Below are 19,392 nucleotides of genomic sequence, written 5' to 3'. Positions count from 1 at the left end.
TCTCGTAGAGCCGAAAGAACTTAGAATAAGTTTATAGCAATAATTGATTGTAGTAATAGTTAATTAGCTAGAACTCGCGTTAACTATTCATTAATTTTAAAGAGATTTTAAGGTTAATCGCTGACGTCAAAACAAAAAATATAAAATAATATAACATTTTTAAAGCATTTTTTCTCATCAGGATTACTGAGGATTTCCTGACAAGTTAATAACACCTCTACTGTCTTTATTCATCACCATTAACCCTAAAATAATCAAAACATTATGATGGAGGTAACTGCAAATGAAATGGTATGTCAAGGAAGCCCTCGAAATTAATCAGGCTATACCATACGAGGAATCAATCAATATCGAAGCGGGTTTTGGACCAACAGGGCTTCCACACATAGGAACCCTTTGTGAAATCCTCCGAGCCAATCTCATCAAAACCGAATTGGAGAAAGTAGGCAGAACAGTTAATTTTTATCTCATTTCAGATGATTTGGACCCTTTCAGAAAAGTGCCTTTGAATATTCCAAATGCTGAACAATTAACGCCTTATCTAGGCCAACCGATAAGCAAGGTGCCGGACCCTTTCGGAAATTTCCCGTCATTCTCTGAAATGGCGGAATATCAACTCATGAAGCTCGCCACAGAATACGAAATAGAGTGTCAGCTAGTCAGAAACTCTCTAGCCTATCAAAATGGCGATTACAATGACGAAATCAAACTATTCCTACAAAATTTTTTGGTGCTAAACCAAATATGCAAGGAATCTACTGGATCTTTAAGACAAAGAACCTACAGCATGATCATGCCCATTTCTGAAAGAACTGGCACCGTACTGGAACATATTATAGTAACCGACGTGAACCCTGCATCAGGAGAAATAACCTATTACATACCTGGCGATGAAGTCATTAATAAACCCGGTTATGAATATGGCGTAGAAATTCGGGAGTTCTATAAAAATGAAATATTGGATCAAGAGCAAACTATTTCGGTACTAAACGGTAAATCTAAACTTCAGTGGAAAGCAGACTGGGGTATGCGCCTCCTTGCCAGAAACATTCATTTTGAAATGCATGGTGAAGATTTGCTGGCTTCTGCCGATGTTGCTCGCCAGATCGCGGGAGCATTAGACAGGCCAATTCCACGTTTTTACAAATATGGGCTTTTCCTTGATGATTCAGGTAAAAAAATATCGAAATCGAAAGGAAATAGTTTCTCTTTAGATGATATTCGCCATCTGCTTACACGAGATGCAATTCGCACTTACCTCTCAAAAGAGCCACAGAGATCGTCTAAATTTTATGTCGCGCTGGCACCACATCTCAATGATCAAGTTAATATTTCGCAAAAAGATGGAAAAAGACTATCTTTTTCGAAGATAGCAAGAATATTACACGCGTCAAAACCAGCAAATAAACTCGCGGCTAAAAATTTTCTGAATCGCTATAAAAAACCGGGAGAGTCCATTTCAGATCAGGAGTTGGAAATAAGTTATAATTATTATATCAGGACATGTAAAAATGAAAATCAAGGATTACAAAACATTAAAGAAGAAAAGTATTTCTCAGCCATTGCCAACTCAATCAGTTCAGGAGAAATATCCACTAAGGATCAACTTTTCCAGCATATAATCAGTACATATGAAGACCATTTTTCAGATGATAAATCATCCCAAATATGGCCTCTGCTCTACCGAGGGTTATTTGGTGATACCAAAGGCCCACGAATTAAAACATGGTTAGATTTAAATTGCATGCAGCATGTTTTAACCCATTTTAACAACCCATATAAAAACTCATACCAAAAAAATGAGGAAAATATCGTTAACAATGAAATTAAAAAATCTCAAAAAGAGAGATTAATAAACAATAGCATCGAGGAGAACAAAACATATATGACTAAGTTATACAGTAAAATTAATTTCACCGAAATCAGGAAAAAATGTGATGAACTTTCCTCTGCTTTACAGAAGAATAGTGAGGCGTTAGTTGAAGCACTCTCTGACTATCAATGTAAAAACGTCACCGAAGATGAAATTCTCCGTTCAATAGATGTCTTGAATAATATTGAGAACAACAGAGAATATTTCAAAAAGAAAATTTATGGTGTGACATCATTCCTCCCGCTTAACCAACCCATTTACGCTTCCGTATGTTTTGGTTTTATCCCTTCACTTATGGCAGAAAACGTGTGCATACGCCCCCCGACAGCAATGCATACAGATTACAAAAAATTTGAGCAGGTTATTAATTTATCCAAATTTTCTCCAACATTATCTATTTCTTATGAAGATAAAGAGTTATTTTTAAGTCAACGCGTAAAAATAACTGATGCAGTAATCTTTACTGGAACACCAGAGAATGCGCTCAAAGTCCGTAAACATTTCAGAAAAAACACCTTATTTATTCTTAATGGTGCCGGTCATAACCCACTTATTATCTCAAAAGATGCAGACATTAATCTGGCTGTTGAAAGTGCAAAACGAGTTGTTCTTTACAATCAAGGGCAGGATTGCGCTGGTCCAAACGCCATATTAGTACACAATGATATATACGATTTATTCAAGCAACGATTAATCTCTGATTTGAAGAACATTGAAGATAGAGTTGGCCCTTATAGTGACTATAAAAATATTGTCGGTCCCAATAGCGATATTGATCACAGTATAAAAATTGCTTCAGTATTTAAAGTAAATAGACCCTATTGCACCTATGGAGGAGAAGTTAATCCCATCAATGGCATGATAAAACCAACGGTTTTCGAGAAAGAATTATCATTAGGTGGCAATTATAAAGAATTTTTTGCCCCTGTGTTCTTCTTACAAAGATATTATCAGGATCAAGATTTAATCCATTATTTTTCTGATCCTTTGTATTCTGCTAATGCTATGTATATATCTTTGTTTGGTACCAGTGACTATATCCATCATCAACTCAGCGAACGCCTTCACTTGCCAGATAGTATTCTGAGTAATACTGATTTACATCTGGAAGAACACGGTTATCTTCCCTATGGTGGTCAAGGGCCGGCGGCTTCATGCCTTTGGTATGAAGGTAATAGGATTAGCGGCAGTACGTTGCCACAACGTGATATATACCATTATTTAATTGAACCCTTTGATACCCTTCCCACGCCAAAGAGTGAAAAGCACCACTGTGTTCAAGCGGGAATTTAAGCTACTCCGGTAAGTCCTCACTTCGACGGATGACCTGACAGCGCCGTACTTTCATAAGTAAGCACGGCGTGTCTCCGCGTTTAAATATACCCGTTATCTTTCAAGTTGCCTCTTTGTTGGCTGCACTCGCTCACCCCAGTCACATAGTTACCTATGCTCCCGGGGATTCTCTCCCTTGCCGTCGCGATGCATCTTGAAATCCATAGGGTATATAATAAAGTCATCAATCAGGATAATTGATACAAGATACTAGGGCTTATCCCTGTGATTCGCTATCATGCTACCTTATGTTGGTCATGCTCACCGATTCATTGAGCAAAAATATGGGGTAATTTTATGTTGTGGTTCAAAAATTTAATGATTTACCGTTTAAACCGGGAAATTTCACTTTCTGCGGATGAACTGGAAAAACAATTGAGTCCGTTAGCATTCACCCCATGTGGCAGTCAAGATATGGCGAAAACAGGTTGGGTGCCACCAATGGGTTCACACAGTGACGCCTTTACCCATGTCGCGAATAACCACATTCTGATTTGCGCCCGTAAAGAAGAAAAGATGTTGCCTTCACCTGTTATCAAACAAGCACTGCAAGCAAAAATTGAAAAACTGGAAGGAGAACAGCATCGCAAACTTAAAAAAACAGAGAAAGACTCTCTGAAAGATGAAATATTACATACCTTGCTACCACGGGCATTTAGCCGATTCAGCCAAACTTATATTTGGATCGATATCGCCAATAATCTAATTATTGTTGACGCTGCCAGTGCTAAACGAGCCGAAGATAATTTGGCATTATTGAGAAAAAGTCTGGGTTCTTTACCTGTTGTTCCTCTGACATTTACAGACCCGATAGAATTAACCCTGACAGAATGGGTACGTTCCGGTAATTTACCGACAGGTTTTGCTTTAATGGATGAAGCTGAATTAAAAGCTATTCTGGAAGAGGGTGGCGTGATCCGTTGTAAAAAACAAGATTTGGTTTCTGACGAAATCGCCACCCATATAGAAGCAGGCAAATGTGTCACTAAATTGGCGCTCGATTGGGAAGAGCGTATTCAATTTATGTTGTCAGATGATGGCGCTTTCAAGCGCATAAAATTCAGTGATACTCTGCGTGAACAAAATGATGACATTGATCGGGAAGATTTTGCCCAACGGTTTGATGCTGACTTTATTCTAATGACCGGCGAATTGAGTGCGCTGATTAAAAATACCATTGAAGCGCTGGGTGGCGAAGCGGAAAAATAACCTCAACCTTTAATGCTATTTGCCGCTTTGAACTATTTTTCAGAGCGGTATTCTTATGTCTTTCTCAACCTTATACTTTAATCAACAACAGTGGAGTGCAGATATGATATTTGATATCCCATTAGCCGAAAACTGGCAGATAATAGAGCCTGAAAATCGCGGCTGGTCTAAAGATCAGAAATACCATGTTGTTGATAAACAAGGTAAGAATTTGTTATTACGCTTGGCAGATATCAGCCAAGAAAATAAGAAAAAACAAGAATTCTTCTGGACACAACAACTATTTAAACAAAATATTCCCATGTCTGAACCCATTAATTTTGGCATTTGCAACAACGGCCAGAGTGTTTATTCTTTACTAAATTGGATCGAAGGACAGGATACTACTCATTGGCTGGAACAACATAATGAACAATTACAATATGAAGCAGGTTTACAAGCAGGAAAACATTTAAAAAAAATACATCAATTAACAATCCCATCTCAAACCATTTCTCCCCGTCAGGAAGCAGAAAACATTTATCAGGAAAAACTGGCCCGGTATGAACAATGTGGGATCAAGATCCCTCATGAAGCAGACTTTACTGATTTCATAAAGGATAATTTCTCTCTGCTTGATAATGTATCCCCTGTGTTCTTACATGGTGATTATCATGTCGGGAATATGATAATCGATAATAAATATAAACTGTGGGTTATTGATTTCAATCGTTATCGTTTTGGCGATCCGGCCAAAGACTTTAGTCAGATGATGATATTTAGCCGATTACATAGCACGGAATTTGTTCATGGACAAATGGATGGTTATTTTGCAGGCCAACCAAGCCAAGAGTTTTTAAAAAGAATCGCTTTTCATACCGCCTATAACGCTTTCTTTAGTTTACTTTGGGCACAATCATTTGGAGAAAAAACAATTCAAAATTGCCTTAACCGTATTAATATGATCTGGCACGATTATCAAGGATTTAAACGCAGTATGCCAAGCTGGTATAAGCCTTAAAACCAAATTGATGACTGAATCGGAACAACATCTGCATTCATTAATTATAAATCATTAGATTCGGTCATCATCAAACTATTTCAATTATATACCCTATGGATTTCAAGATACATCGCGAAGGCAAGGGAGTGAATCCCCGGGAGCATAGATAACGATGTGACCGGGGTGAGCGAGTGCAGCCAACAAAGAGGCAACCGGGTATAATAACGTTAAAACTAGTCACGGTAATCCAATTAGGTATTCAATGAATTCAGCTAAAAAAGGCTATCAGCCGCCTTTCTCGATTACAGCTAAAATGATCCAATTAGTTGCTGAAATCAGTGAAAATATCGGGCGGTTAAGCACAGAACAGGAACAAATAACCGCTTTGCGATTGAGACGTATCAATCGGATACGCACAATTCACGGTTCACTGGCAATTGAAGGTAACTTACTTGATGCAAGCCAAATCACAGCCATTATTGAAGGAAAGCGAGTTATTGCACCGATCAGTGAAATACAAGAAGCGCGTAACGCTATCTTGGCTTATGAAAAGCTTAACCATTGGCATTTCACATCAGAGCAAAACTTACTGGAAGCCCATTATGTTCTGATGAAGGGATTGCTAGATAATGCCGGCAGTTATCGACACAGCGGCGTCGGTGTAATGGATGGAGAAAAAGTCATTCACATGGCTCCACAGGCAAACCGGATTCCAAAGCTGATGGGTGATCTTTTTCACTGGTTAGGCTCTACTGATATTCATCCACTTATTGCCAGTTGCATTTTCCATTATGAATTTGAATTCATTCATCCATTTGCCGATGGAAACGGCAGAATAGGCCGGTTATGGCAGACATTGATTTTAAGCCACTGGAATCCATTATTTGAATTTATTCCCGTTGAAAGTCTGGTTTATGAACATCAAGCTCATTACTATCAGGCAATTAATCTCAGTAGCCAACTTGTTGATTGTACACCATTTATTGAGTTTATGCTGCACATGATCCGTGATGCAATTCTGACATCCACCCATCAGGCTACCCATCAGGCTACCCATCAGGCTACCCAACAAGTTAAACAACTAATTATGGTATTGAAAGGGGAAATGAACCGTGGGCAACTGCAATCAGCACTTGGATTAAAAGATCGTAATTCATTCCGACAGCGCTATTTGCAACCCGCACTGGCAGCAGAATTAATTGAAATGAGCCATCCAGAAAAACCGAGCAGTCCATTACAGCGCTATCGTTTGACAGAAAAAGGGGTGAATTTAAAAGCTCACCACAAATAATGAAAAGTAACCAATTCCTACCTTATCGGTGGCTTCGATGTGAAAACCTGCATAAATAAGATTGAGCTATAATATCTACTGAAATATCAATGTATTAACAAAATAATTCAACCACACCAGCGAAACATTAACTCCCGTCACTATTTTGGCAAACTCATTAAGTGGACATGAAAACCATAACTATAGTGCTTTAATGTCCACTTGAAAGATAACGGATATAAATTAATGATGAATTAGCTCTAACGAATACAGTGTTACCGTTGAAGGTTTCGCGCCTTTATCAACCAACGTTAATTTATTATTAGCTATAGACACATTAATCTGACTAGTCACCTCTGGTGGTGTTATTTGTTCCAGCGATCCGCCTTGTTGAATACGATACGCTTTAACTTTAAATTTTTTGCAACCTATATGATCAATCACCACAGTAACGCCTTGGTCACTATGAATATAATCACGAGCTTTAGGTCTTAAAAGAGAATCTAGTGGCAATTGTTGTACCGGATCTTTTTGCACTACCGCATTATTAGATTGAATGGTTGTCGGATCAACACCACCAAACCATCTATTTTTACTACAGGTATCCGTTAATTGATCTAATGTTCGGCTAGTATCCAAATAGTATTGTCGATATAAATCCGCAGGAACGGGGGCTACATTACCATCAGAAAAACTCTTATCCACTTTATAATTTGCTGCAAGAATATTAATTTTATTACCCGATTTATTTTCAGCCGCCAAAACCGTTAAGCCAGTTGAAAAATCTTTTTGACCACTTAAGATATAAGGGGTTTTTAATATTTTAGCAAAAAGACCAAAAGATTGAGCTGAATAGGTACAGAAATTTCTAACGCTTGGGTTTTTAGGATTAGGCTGATCATTAAACAAACCAAAAGATAAACCATCACCCCGATAATAATGGGCTAGGTCAACTTTGGTATATTGCATATAAATCAACGAGGAGGCGATATATGCTGCGTTTTTAGGACTCTGCACTTTGGTAAATGTATTTCTCGACCCAAAAGGACTAGAGTTCCACTCAGTACAAATACTCTCTGTCTTGGTAAAACCATAAGTATGCAAACTATTCTGAATGGTATTACCCATATCAATAATGTTTTGCGGGTCTCCAGTATCAACATATCCATGCCAAGAAAAGAAATCTAACGGTACATGATTATCCCGACAATATCGGAAAAATCCATCAATATAATGCCCTCCTGCATGATTACTAAACGAAATACCTGCACCACCCACTTTAGCATCAGGATCAACCGTCTTAATTAATCTCACTACTTTTTCATATAATTGATAATACTTTTGTGGATCATCCGTATTCCAGAAAAACAGTAAATCAGGCTCGTTCCAAATTTCCCAGTAGCTTATTTTTCTCGGCAACCCAATGCTGGCATAATTTACACCATAACGATTCACCAAGGTTTTAACTAATATTGCATAAATATCAAAATCCTCGGGTATTTCATAACCGCCATCAAGTGAACGCCCAATACGAAACAGAAGTTGTCGCTGAATATTATCTGGATTCAGATCTGCTTGATTATTCAGAACATCACGTAGATAAGCATCCGTCATTTCATAATTGGCATCTTTTAATGCAAGACTCACATCATGATTTCTCATTCCGAGAGCCGCATTGGGAAAGAGACTTCTAACATTTGCAATATCAGCAACAAGCTTTTTAGCCGCGGGTTTATTTTCCTCCGACACATTAACAATCATTTGATTTTGATTGTTTTTCCTATCCACCTGGAAGTAATTATCTATATCCCCAATACCAAAGCCGTCATGCAGCCGGACATGGGTAATTCCCATCTGATTAAATTCATTATCTAAATCAGGGAAACCTGGCGCTATAGATTTAGTAAGACCATTGACACCATTAACCGCTTTAAGACATGAGTTATGTCCCGCTGATAAATCCCGATGATTTTTATTAAATGAAAAAACTTTAGTCATAATACCCTCTATATTCATTAAAAAATTGTATCCCTATAAACCAAAAATAATATCAAAGAATAAATAGATTTATCTGACAACTCAATAACAATAAATGAATGGAAGACCCAAATAATAGTTAGATATCACTTTCAACCACACCTTAAAATTCTCAGCTATTACTTTGAATTTATTGGATTAAACAAACAATTACATTAACACAACTATTTATGATAATAAAATTGACTCCGTGACTTATTTAACCGCAGAATCATTAAAATAAAAAAAGATATATCAATCAACCAACAATGATATTAATAACAATAATAAAATAGCACGCAATAAAACCATACAGAGAGTAGATTATATTTAAAAATATCGTACAAAAGATCATCGACATATATTAAAAACATGTTTTTAACCTTAACAAGCCACCAAAAAATATAAAAAATCTATACAATTTAATTAACTGTTATCAAAAAGGCTCTTTCCAGAGCCTGTTCGATTAAAATAATTTACAATAATATTTCCATTGAATATAAAATTAATTATCCTCTAACTCTAACGAATATAATGTTACTGTCTCAGGCTTCGCTCCCTTATCCACTAGCGTTAATTTATTATTAGCTATAGACACATTAATCTGGTCAGTTACTTCCGGTGGTGTCATTTGTGCTAGCGATCCACCTTCTTGAATACGGAATGCTTTAACTTTAAATTTTTTATAACCTATATGATTAATTACCACGGTAACACCTTGGTCGCTATCGGTATAATCACGATTTTTAGCTCTCAACATATTATTATCCGGAAATGGCTTAACCGGTTCATGTTGTACTACCGCGTTATCAACGCGAACGGTTGTCGGATCAACACCGCCAAACCATTTATTCTTACTCCCAGTATCCGTTAATTGATTCAGTGTTCGGCTAGTATCCAAATAGTATTGTTGATATAAATAATCAGGAGCCGCATTACCATCGGCAAGGGTCTTATCAACTTTATAATTTGCGGCAAGAATATTTATTTTATTTCCTTCGGTATTCTCGGCAGCCAAAACAGTTAAACCTGTGGAAAAATCCTTATTACCACTTAAAATATAAGGTGTTTCGAACATTTTGGCAAACAGGTAAAAGGATTGAGCTGAATAGGTACAGAAATTTTTAACACTTGGATTTTCAAGGTTGGGCTGGTTGTTAAACAAACCAAAAGATGAACCATCTCCTCGATAATAATAAGCTCTGTCGATTTTTATATATTGCATATAAATAAACGTGGAAGCAATATATGCCGCATTTTTAATACCCTGCACTTTTGTATATGTATTTTTTGTCCCAATAGGACAAGAATTCCATTCAGTACAAAAACTTTCTGTACCGGTAAAACCATAAGTATGCAAACCTTTTTGAACCTTATTCCCCACATCAATAATGTTTTGTGGGTCTCCAGTTTCAACGTACCCATGCCAGGAAAAGAAATCTAATGGTACATTATTATCTCTACAATATCGTAAAAACCCATCAAGATAATCCTCTTGTGCTCTATCAACAAACCCAATACCCGCGCCACCAACTTTAGCATCCGGGTCAATAGCTTTAATTATTCTTGCAATTTTGGCATATAATTCATAATATTTTTGAGGATCATTACTATTCCAGAAAAAAATTAAATCAGGTTCATTCCAAACCTGCCAATAGGTTATTTTTCTTGGTAAACCAATTCTGGCATAGTTTAAAGCGTAGCGATTCACCAGCGTACTGACTAATATGGCATAAATATCAAAATCTTCTGGTATTTCATAACCACCGTCACCGGTACGTCCAATACGAAACATGATTTGTCGCTGAATATTATCCGGGTTTAGCTCAGCTTGATTATTCATAATATCGCGCAGATAAGCATCAGTCATTTTATAATTAGCCTCTTTTAATGCAAGACTAATATCATTATTTCTCATCCCGGCAGCCGCATTGGGAAAAATGCTTCTGATATTTGAAATATCAGTAAGCAGTTTTTTAGCCGCAGGTTTATTTTCTTCTGGGACATTAACAATAATTTGATTTCGATCATTGACTCTATCCACTTGGAAATAATTATCCATATCCCCAATACCAAAACCATCATGCAGCCGGATATGGGTAATTTCCATCTGATTAAATTGATCATCTAAATCAGGGAAACCCGGCATCAAAGATTTAGGAGCACCATTCAAGCCATTAACCTCTTTAAGCAATGAGTGATGCCCTGCCGATAAATCTCGATGATTTTTATTGAATGAAAAAATTTTAGTCACAATAAACCTCTATATTCATTAAGAAATGACATTGTTATAAATCAAAAATAATATAGAAGAATAAATATATTTCTCTGACAACTCAACAACAATAAATGAACCGAATACTTAGAGAATAGTTAAATATTACTTTTAACTATATCTTAAAATTACCCTATATTAATTTTAATTTATTATATCAATCAATAATCACATAGATATAATTATTTACGCCAATAATCGATCCTGTGATTTATTTAACAAAATCAGCACTAAAGAACATATACTTCAATAATAAATTGATATTAATAACGACAGTAAAAAAACACCCAATAAAATCATATAGTGAGTGAATTATATTAAATAATATCGCATAAATTTATTAATATATATCAGACGGATTCTCCTAAATAATCTTGGCAAGCCTCTTTTGCAATAACGACATAAATACGGTTAATTTTGCTGGCGGGTGAGCAAGCGCCCGCAGTAAATAAATATCTTCTTTACGTCCATCTGGATCATCAAATAGAGGAATAAGTTTTTCAGAACGAATATCTGCTGATACCGCCCAATTAGGCAGAAGCGCTATTCCAAATCCACTCACTGCGGCCATTCTCAATGTTTCAAAGTCATCACTGCGAAAGATCCTGTTATCATCGTTGAAGTTAATAACACTGCGATAGCGTGACCAGCAAATACCTGCGGGGTCATGATGTTTATCAAGCAAATAGTGCTCACCCAGTTCAGTAAGTGTTGTCGGTGTTCCATGCCTTTGAATATAGCCTGGGCTGGCACAAATAATCCAAGTTTGTGTGGCGATACGTTTGGAATAAAGTGTGCTATCCTTTAACTCACCAATACGAATAACTATATCGAGACGATCCCTGACCGGATCAGTCAAACGTTCTGTTTGATCAAGTTCAACCCGAATTTTAGGATATCGAGTGAATAGTTCTGCTAGCATCGGAATAATATGTTGACGTCCAAAAGTTGGCAGGCAAGCTACACGTAATGCCCCTTGCGGTTCGCCATTCAACGCCGCTAACTCAGCCTGAACATCAACAAGATCATTGATAATACCTTGCGCCCTTGAAAACAAAATCTCCCCTGCGTCAGTCAGCGATAAACCGCGGGTAGAGCGAAAGAATAGTTTTGTCTCTAACACCTGTTCAAGGTTGTCTATCTGACGTGTGATAGAGGATGCAGCCATACCTTGCAAACGAGCAACGGCAGAAAAACTCTGTGAGCGGACAACATGAATGAATGTTGTTAGCATATCGGTACGTAATAAATCTTTCATCGCAATTTTTACCTATACATTTCATATATTACAAATAATACACAATATCTGGTATCGCTATTATTTTTGCATTCTATGCAAAACAATTTCGTTCGCTCTCTTTATTCCCACGCTCTCAAGATAATGCCAAAATCATTTCATCATAATTCCGGCCAAATGCTGAAATGCTGAGAGTTCCCATGTCAAATACAGCAATAAAACCAAATCCTATTTCTTCCGTTTCTCTTATCTTATTATCCGCTGCTTGTGGTTTTGCTGTAGCGAATATTTATTATAATCAACCATTATTGCCAATAATTGGGACAAGTTTTAACGTTAATGGTTCAATATCCGGCTGGATCGCGACACTAACGCAGATCGGCTATGCGACGGGGCTTCTCTTTTTTGGGCCGCTTGGAGATACACTAAGTCGTCGCAAACTGATTTTCTGCCTCTTAATCGGAAATATAATCAGCCTTATCTTATGTGCCACAGCACCAAATTTTACATGTCTTCTGACAAGTAGCCTGATTATGGGGCTAACTTCTATTTCAGCACAAATCATTATTCCCGCCGTGTCCGGTTGGGTAATACCAGAAAAGCGCGGCCGGGCGGTAGGAAGTCTGATGAGTGGCCTTTTCGCCGGCGCACTGCTTGCCAGGGCATTGAGTGGTGCGGTCGGAGAGCATTTCGGCTGGCGTGAAATGTTTATATTGGCAGCTTTAATCGATATATGTCTATTTTTTCTGATCTGGTTTGTGTTGCCAGAAATAGAAACACCACACACGATAAATTACAGCCAACTTCTTATTTCACTCGGTAAGTTAATAAAACAACACCCCCTTTTGCGTGAGGCCGCATTATCCGGTTTTTTACTGTTCGCCGCTTTTAATACGCTGTGGGGGTCGCTGGCCTTATTACTTTCCCAACCACCTTACGGATGGGGGAGTGATATCGCCGGTCTTTTTGGTTTGACGGGCATTGTAGGAATGCTAGCTTCACCAATAATAGGTTCGTTGACAGATCACTTCGGTGGAAAGGCAATTGTTGCCGCAGGCGCTTTATTCGTAACACTAGCCTTGTGCCTAATTAGCGGCACGAGCCACAGTATTCTATTTTTATTCGTTGGTATTATTCTGCTAGATCTTGGCAGCAGAGCGGGTTTAGTGGCAAATCAAACACGGTTATATACATTATTACCTGATGCCCGTAGTCGGCTTAATACCGTATTTATGACCTGCTATTTCGCCGGTGGCGCAATAGGTTCCTCTTTGGGAGCTGTCGCGGCATGGCATTTTTCTTGGTATGGTATCGCTTTCAGCGGTGGTGGATGCGCATTATTAGCTGCTCTGGTGGTCCTGTTTAGCTCAAATAACAGAAAGCAAATATGATTTTTACACACTACGTCCCAAGCCATCTTTTGCGATAGATTGCCACCAGCCAGAAGATAACTGGTATCACGGTATTAACCAGTAGAAATAATGTTGTCTCAATGGACTTACGATAACAGCAAAATATCTGTGCTGCATTCTACAGACAACACACCGCCATCTGCGGTAACAATCGAATTGGATCCTATCAGTGCTGCGGTGCCTGATAAATCCAGAGAAAACAAGCGCAACAACAAGTAGTAGGTGACAAGTGTTCAATGGTTCTAATTTGCGGTTAGCTCGTCTGTATCACGAGCTATCTCTTGAGCAAGTGGCTGAGCGGGTTAATAAAACCCGCCAATATATTCAGCGGCTGGAATCCGGCTTTGCTGTGCCCACTAATGAACTTTCTAATGAATTAGCGACTGTATTGCAGGTTACTCCTGCGTTCTTTGAAACCCCAATACAATCTCCTGTGAACGAAGAGATTGTTCATTTCCGTAAACGCAGCGCAATTAGAGTAGCAACAAAATTAGCAGCACTTGCAAAGGCTGAATTATACAGACGATTAATCGTCGTTTTCGAAGAAAACCTAAATTTACCATCAGTATTATTTCCTGAATTAAAAGCAAACTCCCCGGAAGAAGTTGAACGAGCAGCAGAAAAATGTCGGATTGATTGGGGATTAGGGCTTGGGCCAATTGAAAATGTGACTCGCCTGGCTGAAAAGCTAGGTGCGTTTGTCACCTCGTTTGACTCAGTATCTGATGATGTTGACGCGTTATCCGTTCCATTAGATCGACCTTTCATTGTCAGAAATACAGCCAAGAAGTCACCATGCCGACAACGGTTTGATATTGCACATGAAATTGGACATCTTGTGTTACACGGCGGAATATCTACTGGTGACAGAATAACAGAATCTCAAGCCAACCAATTTGCCTCTGCCCTACTTTTACCACGAAGTGCAATGGCTAAATATTTTCCTGTCCCGATAAGCGGAAGAATCAACTGGCGAGGTCTAAGTGAGTTCAAGTTAACTTGGAAAGTAAGTAAAGCAGCAATTATTTATCGGGCACATCAGCTTTCCCTTTTAACCGATACGCAATACAAAACGGCTTTTTTGGGGCTTAAACATAAGGGAGAAGCTATTGAGGAAAAAGAGGATTATCTTATTCCCCATGAAAAACCTGAATTATTTCATCGAGCAATAAAAGTGCTTATTAATGATGTTTGTATTGATATTGAAACATTAGCTAAGCGTCTGAAAATTACAGTGCCAATGCTGCTTGAACTAGCTAACGATAGTTCACTTTATGAGCTTCATGATCAGGCAGGTTCTGTAAATGTCATTTCGATGTTTTCATATCGATCCAGAATAGCGTAATCATTCTCCATTCTGTTCAAATTAGGCTCTTATTAATACAAACCAATTATCATTTTATCTCAACCGCGCTTTCCAGCGCGGTTATTCAATGGAAGAATCAGTGACAATTAACCTGATGAAACCGCTTCCATCCCTACCAAGCCCACTTTCAGATAGCCCGATTTACGCAAAGAATCCATCACGCTCATCAGTGTTTCATAATCCACGGTTTTATCAGCTTGAAAGAAAATGGTTGTCTCTTTATTGGATTGGGTGGTCTGATCCAATACCGCCGCCAAAGTATCATAATCGACCTGTTGATCTCCGACATAAAGCTGGCGATCAGCTTTAACCGTCAAGAATACCGGTTTTTCTGGACGCGGCTGCGGTTTTGCCGATGAAGCGGGTAAATCCACTTTAATATCAACGGTTGCCAGTGGTGCTGCTACCATGAAGATAATCAACAACACCAACATCACGTCAATAAATGGTGTGACGTTGATTTCATGCAATTCGCCACTATCATCCAGATCTTCATTAAGACGTATTGCCATAAATCACCTTGTCTTGCTATTTGATAAATCCAGATCACGGCCAAGCAGTAATATTGACTGTGCCGCCATGTCACCAACCTGACCACGGTAAGCAACGATCATACGGGCGAAGATGTTATATATCACAACGGCAGGGATCGCTGCGACCAAACCAAGTGCTGTCGCTAACAAGGCCTCCGCAATACCCGGCGCCACAACCGCGAGGTTAGTTGTCTGTGAGTGGGCAATACCGATAAAGCTATTCATGATGCCCCACACCGTACCAAATAGACCAACGAAAGGAGAAATCGCCCCAATGGTTGCCAGATAGCCATTACCACGCCCCATATGACGGCTGATAGCCGCAACGGAACGTTCCAAACGGAAAGTGGCACGCTCTTTCGTGCTATTCAAATCAGTACTCTCGGAAGATAATTGACGTTCTGCCTGTACTTCACTCAGCAACAAGCGGCCAATACTGTGTTTGCTGAAACCTTCGGCAATTTCCGTAGCCTGATCAAGGCTATTCACGTCCGTTAAAGCGAATTGCTCTTTACGTAAACGACGGCCGGCAGCTATCAGTTCAGTACCTTTCGAGAAGAACAGAGCCCAAGTAATAACAGAAGCAATCACCAAGCCAATCATCACGGTCTTAACCACAACATCAGCGTTCTGATACATCCCCCAAATAGACAGATCAGTAGCAAAGCCACTGGAAAGGCTGGCTTCATCAGCAGGAACTTTAGGTGCAACCTCATCCGTTGCAACCGGCGTCACTTGGGCGCCCTCCGTCGCAGATGCCGTTTGCAGCGCAATCTGATTTGCAGGTGGTGCAGTTGCATCCGTCACCGCCGGGGGGGATGCCGGAATAGACCCTGCAGTCTGTACGGTTTTCGCCATGTTATTGGTCTCTGTTGCAGATTCTGGTGCTGTATCAGCCAATGCCGAACCTGCCAGCCCGAGCGCTAATATTATTGAAGCAGTCAAATTTCGCATCAGTTGGCCTTTACTCCCTTTGCTATAAACCTTGTTATTTAGCAGTGAATTACTTTTCGTCATCTCACTAACCTTATTTATACCGAGTCTTTGCTCATCTTCACCAGATTGAATGAACATGCAGGCTGATAATATCAAACCTTAAGTGATTTGATAGTAATTATCATTATTGTTTAATAAAAAAGTATTACCCCTTCACAAAATAAAGTTAAGCACCCCCTACTCACAGGTAATGAGATGAATTTTCGTCAAGTTGTTCTAATCCCTTTGTACAAAAAGGTCTAAATCTTTTAACGTGTTAACTCTATTTTTTACACCATTTCAAAAATTGAAGTGTTCTAAGGTAGCAATGGATCATGGCAGAAAAAAAACTGGAAACTTCACTGGTCAATGCTGGTAGAAGCCAAAAATTTACTCAAGGCGCAGTCAATCCCATCATTCAGCGAACATCATCGGTGATCTTCGATTCTGTCGCCGCCAAAAGACATGCGACGCAAAACCGGGACAAGAGCGAACTGTTTTATGGCCGCCGTGGGACACAGACTCATTTCTCTTTTCAAGCAGCAATGGCTGAACTAGAAGGTGGTGCCGGCTGTATGCTTTACTCTTCTGGTGCCGCCGCGGTTAGTAATGCCATTCTCGCTTTTGCCGCCGCCGGTGATCATATTCTATTAACCGGTTCGGCTTATGACCCGACGCAAAGTTTCTGTGACAAGATATTGTCACGGATGAATATTACCACCGATTATTTCGATCCCATGATTGGCGAAGAAATTGCTGATCTGATTAAGCCCAATACCAAAGTGGTGTTTCTTGAATCCCCTGGCTCCATCACAATGGAAGTACAAGATATCCCCGCGATTGTCCGCGCAGTGCGCCAAGTCAATCCGGATATTGTCATCATGATCGATAATACTTGGGCAGCAGGCGTGCTGTTTAAAGCGCTAGAATTCGGCATCGATATTTCGATTCAATCAGGCACCAAATATATTATTGGTCACTCAGACGCAATGTTAGGTATTGCTGTGGCTAATGAACGCTGTTGTGTACAACTGCGAGAGAGTTCCTATTTGATGGGACAAATGGCAGATGCCGATACAGTTTATATGGCCAGTCGTGGATTACGGACTTTAGCTATTCGCCTGAGACAGCATGAAAAAAGCAGTATTGAAATCGCACGCTGGCTGCAACAACGAACCGAAGTCGCCGCAGTCTATCACCCCGCTCTGCCTTCCTGCCCCGGTCACAATAATTTTATCCGTGATTTCAGTGGCAGTAGTGGCCTGTTCTCTTTTCAATTGAAAGAGAAATTAACCCCACAGCAATTTACGGATTACTTGGATAATTTTCACCATTTTAAAATGGCATTCTCATGGGGCGGTTTTGAATCCCTGATCCTGGGTTATCAACCAGAAGAGATAAAAATGATGCGCCAGTACGGTGCGCCACAAAGAACGGGTACCCTGTTCCGCCTGCATGTCGGGCTGGAGAATGTTCAAGATTTGATTGATGACCTCGCAGAGGGATTTAGTCGAATTTCGGTTGATTAATTTTATTGTTATTCAATGTAATAAACTGAAAAACTTAACACTTGGAAGTCAGCATGAAGCGATAATATATACCCGTCATCTTTCAAGTTGCCTCTTTGTTGGCTGCACTCGCTCACCCCGGTCACATAGTTATCTATGCTCCCGGGGATTCACTCCCTTGCCGTCGCGATCCATCTTGAAATCCATAGGGTATAGATATATTGCCAGTACAATGTATTTGCATTACATTTCGTTAAACAGATTCTCAAATCAGCATAACGAGGTAGAAATATGCACGTCTTACCAAATGTTGAGTTCGAAGTTAGTGCAGAATCCAAGCTTACCCGTCGCAGCCAGACAACTATCCCAACATCTATCCGTAAAGCGCTTAAGCTAAAACCAGGTCATGACAGTATCGCATATAAGATTTTATCTTCCGGTGATGTACTTATTAGTCGTAAAAACAGCGAAGAAGAAAAAGATCTTGTCATGGAATCATTTCTGAACTTTCTGGCAAAAGACATTCAGAAATATCCTGAACAAGTACAACAATTAGATGAACAACTCATTAACCGGGCGAAGTCACTTATCGCTGGAATAGACATAGATCTGAACAACCCATTATCTGCTGACGATGAGTAAAGAACTATGTATGATCGAGTGTGTGTAATAAACGGATGGGCTCTTTTTGCTCATCCATGCTTTATAGAACAATTAAAACAAGCAATAGATAAGGTAGTACAACTTCAGCAAAAATATCCAAATGACTACTTGAAAAAAAATGATACAAAACGCCTGGCTGCAATCATAAAACTCGTTACTGAAATTATTCCCAATGACCCAGCGAATATATACCTTATGGATTTCAAGATGCATCGCGGCGGCAAGGGAGCGAATCCCCGGGAGCATAGATAACTATGAGACCGGGGTGAGTGAGTGCAGCCAACAAAGAGGCAACTTGAAGGATGACAGGTATAGCCTTTCGTTTAGATGACACATTGGGTGGAAAAAGAAAACACTGGTTCAGAGCAAAATTTTTCCAACAATATCGCCTTTTTTTCCGTTTCCACGCCGAAAGTAAAATTATTATCTTTGGCTGGGTAAATGACGAGAGAACAAAAAGAGCATATGGTGATAAGCATGACGCTTACAAAGTATTTGGTGAAATGCTTAACGTTGGACATCCACCGGACGATTGGAATTCTCTTTTAAAAGAGTCTATTGATTCACCATATTTAACTGAATTTATTAATGATGAGGATATTCTGGATGTGGTTCGTGAGCGTACCAAAAATCCAGCAAAGCAGATCAGAATTAATCTAGATGAAATTTAACATCGATTTTGATGAGCGAGCCTTAAAATGTACTTTGAAAAGGTTGCGATGAATCGCTCCTTTTCTATTT

General features: G+C 39.2%; 17 protein-coding genes and 1 pseudogene. 12 read left to right on the top strand and 6 right to left on the bottom strand.

The window, feature by feature from the left end; all coding sequences use genetic code 11:
* The first annotated feature begins 283 nt into the window (after window positions 1–283).
* Complete coding sequence (locus CKY02_RS16810) at window positions 284–3,166, top strand: aldehyde dehydrogenase family protein (RefSeq protein WP_112896184.1); 2,883 nt, start codon at window positions 284–286, stop codon at window positions 3,164–3,166.
* Window positions 3,167–3,246: 80 nt separating this feature from the next.
* Here the strand turns inward: CKY02_RS16810 and CKY02_RS24830 are convergent, their stop codons facing one another.
* Entirely contained in the window at window positions 3,247–3,390 is a 144-nt protein-coding gene (locus CKY02_RS24830) for a hypothetical protein (RefSeq protein WP_162120610.1), read from the bottom strand.
* A gap of 112 nt (window positions 3,391–3,502) precedes the next feature.
* On the opposite strand from CKY02_RS24830, the gene rdgC reads away from it, so the two are divergent.
* The 3 genes from rdgC (at window position 3,503) to CKY02_RS16795 (ending at window position 6,687) form a co-directional block, all read left to right on the top strand.
* Window positions 3,503–4,414, top strand: coding sequence for a recombination-associated protein RdgC (gene rdgC / locus CKY02_RS16805; protein WP_112896183.1), 912 nt, complete (start codon window positions 3,503–3,505; stop codon window positions 4,412–4,414).
* A gap of 103 nt (window positions 4,415–4,517) precedes the next feature.
* On the top strand, window positions 4,518–5,414 hold the full coding sequence (locus tag CKY02_RS16800) for an aminoglycoside phosphotransferase family protein (RefSeq protein ID WP_167405324.1): 897 nt from the start codon (window positions 4,518–4,520) through the stop codon (window positions 5,412–5,414).
* A 244-nt stretch (window positions 5,415–5,658) separates the two neighbouring features.
* Window positions 5,659–6,687: a Fic family protein gene (locus CKY02_RS16795; RefSeq protein WP_112896181.1), complete on the top strand. Its 1,029-nt coding sequence runs from the start codon at window positions 5,659–5,661 to the stop codon at window positions 6,685–6,687.
* A 222-nt stretch (window positions 6,688–6,909) separates the two neighbouring features.
* On the opposite strand, the gene CKY02_RS16790 is transcribed toward CKY02_RS16795, so the two are convergent.
* The 3 genes from CKY02_RS16790 to CKY02_RS16780 all read right to left on the bottom strand — a co-directional run bounded on the left by CKY02_RS16790 (window position 6,910) and on the right by CKY02_RS16780 (window position 12,215).
* A complete protein-coding gene (locus CKY02_RS16790) occupies window positions 6,910–8,664 on the bottom strand; it encodes a GH39 family glycosyl hydrolase (protein WP_112896180.1) in 1,755 nt (584 codons plus the stop codon).
* 523 nt (window positions 8,665–9,187) lie between these two features.
* Entirely contained in the window at window positions 9,188–10,936 is a 1,749-nt protein-coding gene (locus CKY02_RS16785; protein ID WP_112896179.1) for a GH39 family glycosyl hydrolase, read from the bottom strand.
* Window positions 10,937–11,321: 385 nt separating this feature from the next.
* Entirely contained in the window at window positions 11,322–12,215 is an 894-nt protein-coding gene (locus CKY02_RS16780; RefSeq protein ID WP_112896178.1) for a LysR family transcriptional regulator, read from the bottom strand.
* Between the two features lie 179 nt (window positions 12,216–12,394).
* Between CKY02_RS16780 and CKY02_RS16775 the strand changes: the two genes are divergently transcribed.
* The 3 genes from CKY02_RS16775 (at window position 12,395) to CKY02_RS16770 (ending at window position 14,951) form a co-directional block, all read left to right on the top strand.
* Window positions 12,395–13,585, top strand: a complete 1,191-nt coding sequence (locus tag CKY02_RS16775; RefSeq protein ID WP_162120615.1) for an MFS transporter — start codon at window positions 12,395–12,397, stop codon at window positions 13,583–13,585.
* 90 nt (window positions 13,586–13,675) lie between these two features.
* On the top strand, window positions 13,676–13,825 hold the full coding sequence (locus tag CKY02_RS24825; RefSeq protein WP_162120616.1) for a hypothetical protein: 150 nt from the start codon (window positions 13,676–13,678) through the stop codon (window positions 13,823–13,825).
* Window positions 13,826–13,835: 10 nt separating this feature from the next.
* Window positions 13,836–14,951, top strand: coding sequence for a helix-turn-helix domain-containing protein (locus CKY02_RS16770; protein WP_112896176.1), 1,116 nt, complete (start codon window positions 13,836–13,838; stop codon window positions 14,949–14,951).
* Window positions 14,952–15,058: 107 nt separating this feature from the next.
* Here the strand turns inward: CKY02_RS16770 and exbD are convergent, their stop codons facing one another.
* Complete coding sequence (gene exbD, locus CKY02_RS16765; protein ID WP_112878294.1) at window positions 15,059–15,484, bottom strand: TonB system transport protein ExbD; 426 nt, start codon at window positions 15,482–15,484, stop codon at window positions 15,059–15,061.
* Window positions 15,485–15,487: 3 nt separating this feature from the next.
* Entirely contained in the window at window positions 15,488–16,459 is a 972-nt protein-coding gene (gene exbB, locus CKY02_RS16760) for a tonB-system energizer ExbB (RefSeq protein ID WP_112896195.1), read from the bottom strand.
* Between the two features lie 356 nt (window positions 16,460–16,815).
* Between exbB and metC the strand changes: the two genes are divergently transcribed.
* The 5 genes and pseudogenes from metC to CKY02_RS26370 all read left to right on the top strand — a co-directional run bounded on the left by metC (window position 16,816) and on the right by CKY02_RS26370 (window position 19,322).
* Window positions 16,816–18,009, top strand: coding sequence for a cystathionine beta-lyase (metC, locus tag CKY02_RS16755; protein ID WP_112896175.1), 1,194 nt, complete (start codon window positions 16,816–16,818; stop codon window positions 18,007–18,009).
* A gap of 270 nt (window positions 18,010–18,279) precedes the next feature.
* Window positions 18,280–18,630 (top strand): type II toxin-antitoxin system PrlF family antitoxin, encoded by a 351-nt coding sequence (locus CKY02_RS16750; RefSeq protein ID WP_112896174.1) that lies wholly within the window; start codon window positions 18,280–18,282, stop codon window positions 18,628–18,630.
* A gap of 6 nt (window positions 18,631–18,636) precedes the next feature.
* A pseudogene (locus CKY02_RS26890) lies at window positions 18,637–18,780 on the top strand (type II toxin-antitoxin system YhaV family toxin); the annotation flags it as partial.
* Window positions 18,781–18,823: 43 nt separating this feature from the next.
* Window positions 18,824–18,982: a hypothetical protein gene (locus tag CKY02_RS26885; protein ID WP_162120617.1), complete on the top strand. Its 159-nt coding sequence runs from the start codon at window positions 18,824–18,826 to the stop codon at window positions 18,980–18,982.
* The gene (locus CKY02_RS26370; RefSeq protein WP_476641919.1) at window positions 18,954–19,322 is read left to right on the top strand and encodes a type II toxin-antitoxin system YhaV family toxin; all 369 of its coding nucleotides are present in this window, start codon (window positions 18,954–18,956) and stop codon (window positions 19,320–19,322) included. Before CKY02_RS26885 ends, CKY02_RS26370 begins: the two co-directional genes overlap by 29 nt.
* The last annotated feature ends 70 nt before the right edge of the window (window positions 19,323–19,392 follow it).

This window comes from Photorhabdus bodei (genome assembly GCF_003287735.1).
GTDB classification, from domain to species: Bacteria; Pseudomonadota; Gammaproteobacteria; order Enterobacterales; family Enterobacteriaceae; genus Photorhabdus; species Photorhabdus kayaii.
Note: the sequence above shows the minus strand (reverse complement) of the source record. Positions and strands in the feature narration are given on the sequence as shown.